10 protein-coding genes are annotated in these 9,399 nt (G+C 65.0%); 9 read left to right on the forward strand and 1 reads right to left on the reverse strand.

Annotation, left to right across the window (positions count from 1 at the left end; genetic code table 11):
• Positions 1–120: 120 nt before the first annotated feature.
• Positions 121–1,533, reverse strand: coding sequence for a Wzz/FepE/Etk N-terminal domain-containing protein (locus D579_RS0113405; protein ID WP_255346798.1), 1,413 nt, complete (start codon positions 1,531–1,533; stop codon positions 121–123).
• Positions 1,534–2,024: 491 nt separating this feature from the next.
• On the opposite strand from D579_RS0113405, the gene D579_RS0113410 reads away from it, so the two are divergent.
• From D579_RS0113410 to D579_RS0113455, 9 genes are all read left to right on the forward strand, one after another.
• On the forward strand, positions 2,025–2,897 hold the full coding sequence (locus D579_RS0113410; protein ID WP_018952318.1) for a Wzz/FepE/Etk N-terminal domain-containing protein: 873 nt from the start codon (positions 2,025–2,027) through the stop codon (positions 2,895–2,897).
• A 161-nt stretch (positions 2,898–3,058) separates the two neighbouring features.
• Complete coding sequence (locus D579_RS0113415) at positions 3,059–3,409, forward strand: MarR family EPS-associated transcriptional regulator (protein ID WP_018952319.1); 351 nt, start codon at positions 3,059–3,061, stop codon at positions 3,407–3,409.
• 571 nt (positions 3,410–3,980) lie between these two features.
• Complete coding sequence (locus D579_RS0113420; protein WP_018952320.1) at positions 3,981–4,295, forward strand: nucleotidyltransferase family protein; 315 nt, start codon at positions 3,981–3,983, stop codon at positions 4,293–4,295.
• A 97-nt stretch (positions 4,296–4,392) separates the two neighbouring features.
• A complete protein-coding gene (locus D579_RS0113430; RefSeq protein ID WP_018952322.1) occupies positions 4,393–4,632 on the forward strand; it encodes a DUF86 domain-containing protein in 240 nt (79 codons plus the stop codon).
• Positions 4,633–5,310: 678 nt separating this feature from the next.
• Positions 5,311–5,547, forward strand: a complete 237-nt coding sequence (locus tag D579_RS0113435; RefSeq protein WP_026287991.1) for an antitoxin — start codon at positions 5,311–5,313, stop codon at positions 5,545–5,547.
• A 3-nt stretch (positions 5,548–5,550) separates the two neighbouring features.
• Positions 5,551–5,958, forward strand: coding sequence for a type II toxin-antitoxin system VapC family toxin (locus tag D579_RS0113440; protein WP_018952323.1), 408 nt, complete (start codon positions 5,551–5,553; stop codon positions 5,956–5,958).
• A gap of 361 nt (positions 5,959–6,319) precedes the next feature.
• Positions 6,320–6,670 carry a MarR family EPS-associated transcriptional regulator gene (locus D579_RS0113445; RefSeq protein WP_018952324.1) on the forward strand — a complete coding sequence of 117 codons (351 nt, stop codon included), beginning with the start codon at positions 6,320–6,322 and terminating at the stop codon, positions 6,668–6,670.
• Positions 6,671–6,831: 161 nt separating this feature from the next.
• Positions 6,832–8,547, forward strand: coding sequence for a bifunctional sulfate adenylyltransferase/adenylylsulfate kinase (locus tag D579_RS0113450; protein ID WP_018952325.1), 1,716 nt, complete (start codon positions 6,832–6,834; stop codon positions 8,545–8,547).
• Positions 8,548–8,960: 413 nt separating this feature from the next.
• Positions 8,961–9,399 (forward strand): GDP-mannose 4,6-dehydratase (locus D579_RS0113455; protein WP_018952326.1); only part of this gene is annotated, 439 nt, incomplete at its 3' end.

Genomic DNA, 9,399 nt, shown 5'->3' on the forward strand with positions numbered 1-9,399 from the left:
CGCACGCGCAACCCGGACCACCCTGTGGGAGCGGGCCTGCCCGCGAATGCCCCGCCAAAGCCGGACGAGGCCGAGTTCGGCGGCGGCTGGATGGGGGCTCAACGAGGTGTTTGGCGCCCTTTAATGCGCCTCCGTCGCCCGCGCGCCCGCCAGGAACTCGCGGAAGAACGCCCCGAACACCCCCAGCATCAGGCCGAGAATGATGGAAAGTACCGTGATCAGGCTCTTGCCCGGGCCTTCCGGAGTGCGCGACATCAACGCAACCGGCCCGCGGGCCTCGATGTCGCGAACATTCTCCAGTTGGCGGTTCAGCGTGGCCAGTTGCAGTTCGTGGCGCTGCTGCTCGCGTTCGATATCGGTCTGAAGGTCTGCTTTTTCGTCTTCCAGTCGTGCGAGTGTCTGCTCAAAACGGCGTTCGGCACGGCTGCGTTCCGCCTGCAGGTCTTCCAACTCGGCGTTGATGCGTGCGACCGCCTGTTCGTGGGAGCGGGCGGCCCTTTCGCGTTCGGACTCCAGTGTCTCCAGACGGAACTCGGCCTGTGTGCGGGCCTGGCGGATTTGATGGATCTGCGTGGGCACGTCAATTACCCGGTCTCGCTCGGTTTCCCGGCGCATGTTCAGCAGCGAGGTCATCGGTTCTGCGGCCAGGGCCATGGCCCAGGGCTCATCCGGCGTCATCTCGCCGTTTTGCAGGCGCACCTCCAGTTCTTGCACAGCACGGATCTGTTCTTCGAGGAGGGAGTCCTGTTCTTCCAGCAAGGCCATGCGCAGCTCGTGCCCGTTGTGTTCCAGCTCTTTGCTGCGGATGGAGGCTTGCAGGTGCATCTGTTGCTCCTCGAAACTCAGCTCGCGGGCGGCCAGATCCTGCTGCTTCGCGCGCAGGGCGGTGTCCAGCTGTTGCCGGCGTTCCTCGTATGCCAGTTCGTGACGTGCGACCTCCATCCGCTTGCCGCGCAGGCCTGAGCGCAGCTGTTCCATGCGCTCCTGCTGTTCCAGGCGCTGACGCTGGATGCGGTCCTCAAGCCCGTCTCGTGCACGCTCGACTTGGTCGGAAAACTCGGCCTGGACCTTGGCCACTACCCTGCTGTGCAACTCATTCACCCGGTCGGCCTGTGCCTCGGCCGCGGACGACGTCAGGCGCACGATGTCGGAGGTTTCCAGGGCACGTGCTCGAGCCCTGGGTGCCGTGGTGTCCGGATCGCCGTTCTCCAGCGCGTTGCGCGCGGCGGGAATCAAGACCTCGTTGAACAGTTCTTCCTGCCGCTCGCCGGAGACGATCGACCCGCCATCGGGACCCTGTGCCGTATGGACAATGGTCTGGAAGCCAAACACCGGCGCCTTCAGCATCGCGTAGGCCAGCCCCAGAAAGACCACGGCGGCTGCGGTGATGACCATGAACCATTTCCGGCGGACCAGCACGGACCATAGGTCGATCAGGCTGATTTCGTCGCTATGTGGCGCGGGGTTGGGGCCTGCGGTTGGCTTGTGCGTCCAGGATTGGTTCGGAGGCGGATTCGGGTTGTTGGAGGGCATTCAGTATCTCTGGCCAGGTGGTTCTCGGGGTAAGTGCGAACAAGGGGATGGCTCCGTATGTGCGTTTCCGCACAGAAGCTGGTGCAACGATTGTCGTAATCTTATGTTTTATTTTTTCTGGGGGTCGAGGAACATCCGAGCGGGACTCTATACGGAACCTGGGAAAATGTGAACAACAGCACGTAAATGTGGCGCCGCGATCCGGGTCGGCGTGTGATGGCCTCTGAGGAAAATCGGTGCGAGGAGCCCCGTCACGCAGTTCCACACGGGCCGCTCGGGCCGGGCGTGTCCCGTTCCCCAGGTTGTCGTCTCGGTGCTCAGAAGGGCAGTGCGTCATGGCTCCGCTGCGGCGGGCTTCTTTGTGGGCCAGTGCCCGCGCCTCGGGTTCGAGAGCTCGTCCTGTCTGGTTCGGTTCTGGATGGTTGAGAATCGATGGTGCTGCGAGCACGCGGGTGCCGGCAATTGGTTTTTGAATACAACGGAATAGACCCATGAACGATCCCGCTGGGAACCCGCAAGCGCGCCTCTACGACGCCCGCCCGTACGACGACGAAATCAGCCTGTACGAGCTGTGGGATGTGCTGGTGCGCCGTTTGCCGGTCTTGCTGGGTGTTGCGGTACTCACCGTCGTTCTGGGTGTCGTGTATGCCTTGATGCAGTCGGTGGAGTACGAATACCGCTCGGGTGTGGATCTACCGCGGGTCTATTCCGGTGGTCTCGCAAACGTCGTATCCCAGGATATGGCGATCGCTCGGCTCGAGGACGTGCTGATCCCGCAGCAACGCGATCAGCTCTTCGGCGACGAGGAGCGGGGGCCTCGCGTTCGCGTGAGTGCCCACGGCTCGGAGTACAGCCTGATCCTGGAGTCCACCAGTACGCGCGAGGCCGCCGAGCATGTGGCGGACCTCCACGAGGGGGTGATCGCGGCTATGGCCGAGTGGCTGAGGCCACGGTTTGAACAAAGCCTGGCCAGCCATCTGAGGCCCTTGAACAGCCGCATCGAGGTGCTGGATGATCAGATCGCGCTGCTGCAGGAGGACCTCAACGCGCTCTACGGGCGGCTGGGCGAGGGTGATGACATCGCCGGCTTGATCGTGGCCCAGCAAATTGGCGATATCCGCCGAGAGCTGTCCAGGCTGCGTTCGTCCCGCACGGATGCGGCATCCAGTGCCGAAACGGTTGTAGCAATGAGTCGCGACACCGAACAAACCTTCCTCGCCGGGGAGTCGGACGATCCGGCCGGCGCGGGCCGGTCGCTCATCGTCGCCCTGTCCGTTGTCCTTGGGGGCATGCTCGGATTGTTTGCGGCGTTCTTCTGGGAGTTCGTCAGCAACGCCCGAAGCCGCCGCCCCGAACAAGGCTAGCTACGGACCCTTGTAGCGTTCCCCGCCGAAGCTTCTGGAGGGGAGGACTTCTTCAAAGCATGGTCATGTTTGCGCGCGGGCCCGACCGGACCCGCGAATAATCCGGGTGCACCGTCCCGGCGGTAGCGTGCCCAAACGCTGCCCACCGAATCGATAACCTATTGATTGAAGAAGATCTTCATCTGGAAGTGCTCCGCCTGCTGGAACGCGAGCCGGACATGAGCCAGCGTCAGCTCGCGCGGGCGCTGGGCCTGTCAGTGGGCAAGACGCACTACGCACTCAGGGCCGTGCTCGATCGTGGCTGGGTCAAGGCGCAGAACTTCCGCCGCTCGGACAACCGCTCGGCCTACCTGTACAAGCTCACACCGAACGGCCTGCAGGAAAAGGCCCACCTGGCGTACGGCCTGCTCCAGCGCAAACGCGCCGAGCACGCAGCCCTGATGACCGAAATCGAACAACTCCGCGCCGAGGTGCAAGACGCCAAACCCGCGGATGAGCCACCCACCGTGTAGGAGCCGCCTTGGCGGCGAAGCCCCCACCAGAGCCGGCCGCAAGCCCTGGGCCACTCCACATACCAACGACCCGTCCGGCACACCTTCCCGGTCATCCCGGCGGCAGCGAAGCGAAGAGCGGGGATCTCCACCAGCGGGGGCAGCCCGGACGCACGAGATCCCGGATAACCGCTCCGCGGTTTCCGGGATGACGGCGGGGTGGCGCGGTTTCCGGGATGACGAAGGGGCAGGGCGGTATCCAGGATGGCGGGCCTTGGGGCTCCGCGGTTTCCGGGACGACGAAGAACACACCCCGTCACCCGGCGCAGTGCTACCCCACCCCGTCATCCCGGCCGTACGTCTTCCCACCCCGTCATCCCGGCCGTAGCGAAGCGAAGAGCCGGGATCTCCGCCGGTGGGGCCGCCCGGCCGTACGAGGTCCCGGATGATCCCTCAGCGGATCCCGGGATGAGGGCGGTTGGTGTGGGGCCCGGGGCGACCGGATAGGCCGATGTGTTTGACTCACGTGCGTGTGCAGCGCGTTGCCTGTCGAGGCATCATGTAGATCATGTTATGAGCAGGAGGTCGGTTCGTGCATCCACTGATTCACCAGAACCGAGAGGCGATTGAATCCATTTGCCGACGTTATGGTGTCCGGCGCTTGGAGGTGTTTGGGTCCGCTGCACGAGCTGTCGATTTTGATCCCGTCCGATCGGATGTCGATTTCCTGGTCGAGTTTGCGCCGGAAAGTGAAGCGGCCACGTCCCTCGAGCCGTTTCTGGCGTTTCGAAGCGCTCTGAGCCGCGTCCTGGGGCGCCCGGTCGATCTAATTACCCCCGAGACTTTGGCCAACCCCTATGTGCAGGCCGAGGTCGACAGGCATCGGGAATCGGTCCATGCGGCGTGATCCTCGAGCCTATTTGTGGGATGCCCGTGAAGCCGCCCGCCGCGTCGCGGACTTCATCGGCGATGCCAATGAGGATGCATAACTTCATAATGCGTTGATGCGCTCGGCTGTCGAGCGTCAGCTGGAGATCCTGGGTGAAGCGCTCGGCCAGTTGGATAAGCTCGATCCGGAGATTGCGAAGCAAGTGCCGCAGCTACGAGCAGCGGTCGAGCTACGAAACCTTCTTATTCATGGCTATGCGAAGGTTGATGACCGTATTGTGTGGAACACAGCGTGCAACGATGTACCTGTCATGGCCAACGCGCTCGATCTTCTTTTGAATCGCCTGGATTCATGAATGCCCGAGGGCTGCGGGGAACCCGGGGCGGTTCGGCCAGAGAAAAAACCGTTTCCCGTTTTCTAAGCTCCACATAACCACGGATTCTGCCCTGCAGGGGCACGCACCGCGCTTGTGCGATCGGGCCTAACCAATGCCCCATCGCCGAGAAGCTCGGCTCCTACAATTCAACTGCCCACGGCCCTCGCGGCCCTGCGCCACACGACCTCGGCCGGAGGGCGCCCCCTGGCTCATCATCCCGGCCGTAGCGCTACCCCACCTCGTCATCCCGGCCGCAGCGAAGCGAAGAGCCGGGATCTCCACCGGCGGGGGCCAGCCCGGGCGCACGAGATCCCGGATACCCGCTCCGCGGTTTCCGGGATGACGAAGGGGCAGGGCGGTTTCCAGGATGGCGGGCCCCGGGCTTCGCGGCTCCCGGGATGACGAAGAACACGCCCCGTCACCCGGCGCAGCGCTACCCCACCTCGTCATCCCGGCCGTAGCGAAGCGAAGAGCCGGGATCTCCACCGGCGGGGGCCAGCCCGGGCGCACGAGATCCCGGATAACCGCTACGCGGTTTCCGGGATGACGGAAGGCCGCGCTGGTTGTATGAGTCGGACCCACTGAGCGATGAGGCCTGGAAACACGCCGCTGGATGGGATATGCTTTAGGCATATGCAGCCATTTTGGGGCTAGATAATGAAGCGACGCACGGCCAGTTTGTTTCGGAATGGGCGCAGTCAGGCCGTACGGCTGCCGAAGGGATTTACGTTCGATACCGATGAGGTGGTCATCGAAAAGCGCGGGGACGCATTGATCCTGCGGGCCAAGCCGCGGTCCTGGGATGATTATTTCCTGGGTCCTGCCGAGACCCTGCCCGACGACTTTCCCGATTCGATCGAGGATCGAATGGCCCAGGATCGCGAGGCGTTGTGATCCATGCGCTATATGCTGGACACGAACATCTGTATCTACATCATGAAACGCCGGCCGCCCGAGGTGCACGAACGGTTACGCCACGTGCCGGTGGGGGAGGTCGGCCTATCCGCCGTCGTCCTGGCGGAATTGCGTTACGGCGTTTGCCGGTCGCATCAGAAAGAGCGTAGCGAGGCCGCATTGGAGCGTTTTCTGGCTTTCACGCAGGTGTGCGAGTGGCCGGAAGAAGCAGCCGACCATTACGGAGACATCCGGGCTGGGCTGGAACACGCTGGCGCCCCCATTGGCGCAAACGACCTTCTGATAGCGGCGCACGCACGGGCCACAGGAACCGTACTAGTGACGAACAATGGGCGCGATTTTGAGCGTGTGCCCGGGCTGCAGGTGCAAAACTGGGTGTCTGCACATTGACCGCGTGCCGGTATCCCCGCGCCGACACGCAGCAGCGTTAGCCAGCGGCCGGAACGCTACACCCACCCCGTCATTCCGGCCGTAACCGGACCCCGTCATCCCGGCCGCAGCGAAGCGAAGAGCCGGGATCTCCAGCCGCGGGACTGCCCCGATGGGGCCGGCAGAAACCAATCCCTCCCGTTGCCCTTTCTTGCGCGCCCGTCCCATTGCCATGCGACCGGCCGATATGCTCTACTTTCGCCCTTCGTTCACCCGGTGAACGCACAGTCAGCAGCTTCCCTCAGGGCGGGCCCGCGAATAATCCGGGTGCACCGTCCCGGCGGTAGCGTGCCCAAACGCTGCCCACCGAATCGATAACCTATTGATTGCAGAAGACCTTCATCTGGAAGTGCTCCGCCTGCTGGAGCGCGAGCCGGACATGAGCCAGCGCCAGCTCGCGCGGGCGCTGGGCCTGTCGGTGGGCAAGACGCACTACGCGCTCAGGGCCGTGCTCGACCGCGGCTGGGTCAAGGCTCAGAACTTCCGGCGTTCGGACAACCGCTCGGCCTACCTGTACCAGCTCACGCCGAACGGCCTGCAGGAAAAGGCCCGCCTGGCGTACGGCCTGCTCCAGCGCAAACGCGCCGAGCACGAAGCCCTGATGACCGAAATCGAACAACTCCGCGCCGAGGTGCAAAACGCCAAACCCGCGGATGAGCCACCCACCCCGTAGGAACCCAGCCCTCTAGGCGATGGGGCCTGACCAACGCCCCAATCGCCGAGGGGCTCGGCTCCTGCAAGTCCCCGAGCCACGGCAGGTGCGGGTCCCGGGCCGGTACCATTCGTGGCCTGATGAATGCAGACACACATGAAACGACAGGAATACATACCCTCATGGATTTGATCGAACCGTACGGCGGCACGCTGTGTGATCGCTATCTGGGCGAGGCCGCAGCCAACGAGCTGAAGGCCGAGGCGCGCGATTTCCCGAGCTGGGATCTGACAGAGCGCCAGGCGTGCGATGTGGAGCTGCTGCTGAACGGCGGCTTCTCGCCGCTGACGGGCTTCATGGGGCAGGCGGACTACGAGGGCGTGCTGGATACCATGCGCCTGGCTGACGGCACGTTGTGGCCGATGCCGGTCACATTGGACGTGAGCGGGGCCTTCGCCGAGCAGGCCGCGCCCGGTACCCGCATCGCCCTGCGCGACGCCGAGGGCGTGATGCTGGCGGTGATGGACGTCGAAAGCCGCTGGACGCCGGACAAGACCCACGAGGCCCGGCAGGTGTTCGCCACCACGGACGAGGCCCACCCGGCGGTGAACGTGCTGTTCAACCGCTCCGGCCCCGTGTATCTGGGCGGCACGCTGCACGGCATCGAATCCCCCGTGCACTACGACTTCCGCAACTACCGCTACAGCCCCGCGGAGCTGCGCGCGTACTTCCACAAGCTCGGCTGGAACCGCATCGTCGCCTTCCAGACGCGCAACCCGATGCACCGCGCGCATGTGGAGCTCACGCGCATGGCCGCGCGCCAGACCGAGGCCAACCTGCTGATCCACCCGGTGGTGGGCATGACCCGCCCGGGCGACGTGGACCACTACGTGCGCGTGCGCTGCTACGAGCACGTGCTGCGCCAGGCCCCGGAGCAGACGACCCAGCTCAGCCTGCTGCCGCTGGCCATGCGCATGGGCGGCCCGCGCGAGGCGCTGTGGCACGCCATTATCCGCCGCAACTACGGCTGCACGCACTTCATCGTCGGTCGCGACCACGCCGGCCCCGGCCCGGGCTCGGATGGCCAGGACTTCTACGGCCCGTACGACGCGCAGGAACTGATCCAGCAGCACGCCGACGAGATCGGCATCCAGATGGTCCCGTTCCAGGCCATGAGCTTCGTCGAGGACCGTGCCGAATACGTCCCGGCCGACGAGGTGAAAGAGGGCGAGGAGGTGCTCAACCTCTCCGGCACCGAGTTCCGCCGCCGCCTGCGCGAGGGCTTGGACATCCCCGAGTGGTTCTCCTACCCGGAGGTCGTCCAGGAGCTGCGCCGCACCTTCCCGCCGCGCCACCAGCAGGGCTTCACCGTGTTCTTCACCGGCCTGTCCGGCTCCGGCAAGTCCACCATCGCCAACGCCCTGCGGGTGAAGCTGATGGAACTGGGCGGGCGCGCCGTCACGCTGCTGGATGGCGACATCGTGCGCAAGGAGCTCTCCAGCGAGCTTGGCTTCTCCAAGGAGCACCGCGACATCAACGTCCAGCGCATCGGCTACGTGGCCAGCGAGATCACCAAGAACGGCGGCTGCGCCATCTGCGCCCCCATCGCCCCGTACACCGACATGCGCCGCCGCGTGCGCGAACGCATCGAGCAGCACGGCGGCTTCCTGGAGGTCCACGTCGCCACGCCCCTGGAGACCTGCGAGGCGCGCGACCGCAAGGGCCTCTACGCCAAGGCTCGCGCCGGCCTCATCAAGGAATTCACCGGCATCAATGACCCGTACCAGGAACCCGAGCACCCCGAGCTGCGTATCGATACCCGCGACATGGCCCCGGACGAAGCCGCGCACCGCATCCTGCTCAAGCTGGAAGCCATGGGCTTCATCCGCAACCCATAGTGAACGCCAACCGGAGCCGCCTTGGCGGCGAAGCCCCCGCCCAAAGCCGGCCGCGAGCCCCGGGCCACCCCACATACCAACGACCCGTCCGGCACACCTTCCCGGTCATCCCGGCCGCAGCGAAGCGAAGAGCCGGGATCTCCACCGGTGGGGGCGCCCGGACGCACGAGATCCCGGATAACCGCTCCGCGGTTTCCGGGATGACGGAGGGGCAGCGCGGCTCCCGGGAAGCCAAAGAACACACCCCCGTCACTGCGAGGAGCGCAGCGACGCGGCAGTCTCCGGGAACGCCGCAGCCCTTGATACGTCACCACGACGAAAGCGCCGAAAATCGCCGGAATCCAAAGCACTTGTAGGAGCGGGGCCGCCCGCGAACACCCCATCAATCAACACACACCAACACAAAGAACAAAATGAAAGTACTCATAACCGGCTCGGCCGGTTTCATCGGCAGCGCCCTGAGCCTGCGCCTGCTGGAGCGTGGCAACCAGGTGGTCGGCGTCGACAATCTGAACGACTACTACGACGTCTCGCTGAAGGAGGCGCGCCTGGCGCGCACCCAGGACCACCCGAACTTCACCGAGGTGCGCGAGGACATCGCCGATCGCGCCGCGATGGAGCGGGTGTTCCGCGAACACCGCCCGGAGCGGGTGGTCAACCTGGCGGCCCAGGCCGGCGTGCGCTATTCGCTGGAGAACCCGGCGGCCTATGTCGACACCAACCTGGTCGGTTTCGGCAACATCCTGGAGGGCTGCCGCCATAACGGCGTCGAGCACCTGGTCTATGCCAGCTCGAGCTCGGTCTACGGCGCCAACACCACCATGCCGTTCTCGGTGCACGACAACGTCGATC

The sequence above is a fragment of the Thioalkalivibrio sp. AKL12 genome (assembly GCF_000377925.1).
GTDB classification, from domain to species: domain Bacteria; phylum Pseudomonadota; class Gammaproteobacteria; order Ectothiorhodospirales; family Ectothiorhodospiraceae; genus Thioalkalivibrio; species Thioalkalivibrio versutus.

Coding starts and splice junctions, on each gene's coding strand:
- D579_RS0113405 (WP_255346798.1), bottom strand. CDS start 1,533: ATGCCCTCCAACAACCCGAATCCGCCTCCGAACCAATCCTGGACGCAC.
- D579_RS0113450 (WP_018952325.1), top strand. CDS start 6,832: ATGGATTTGATCGAACCGTACGGCGGCACGCTGTGTGATCGCTATCTG.
- D579_RS0113435 (WP_026287991.1), top strand. CDS start 5,311: ATGAAGCGACGCACGGCCAGTTTGTTTCGGAATGGGCGCAGTCAGGCC.
- D579_RS0113440 (WP_018952323.1), top strand. CDS start 5,551: ATGCGCTATATGCTGGACACGAACATCTGTATCTACATCATGAAACGC.
- D579_RS0113410 (WP_018952318.1), top strand. CDS start 2,025: ATGAACGATCCCGCTGGGAACCCGCAAGCGCGCCTCTACGACGCCCGC.
- D579_RS0113430 (WP_018952322.1), top strand. CDS start 4,393: ATGCGCTCGGCTGTCGAGCGTCAGCTGGAGATCCTGGGTGAAGCGCTC.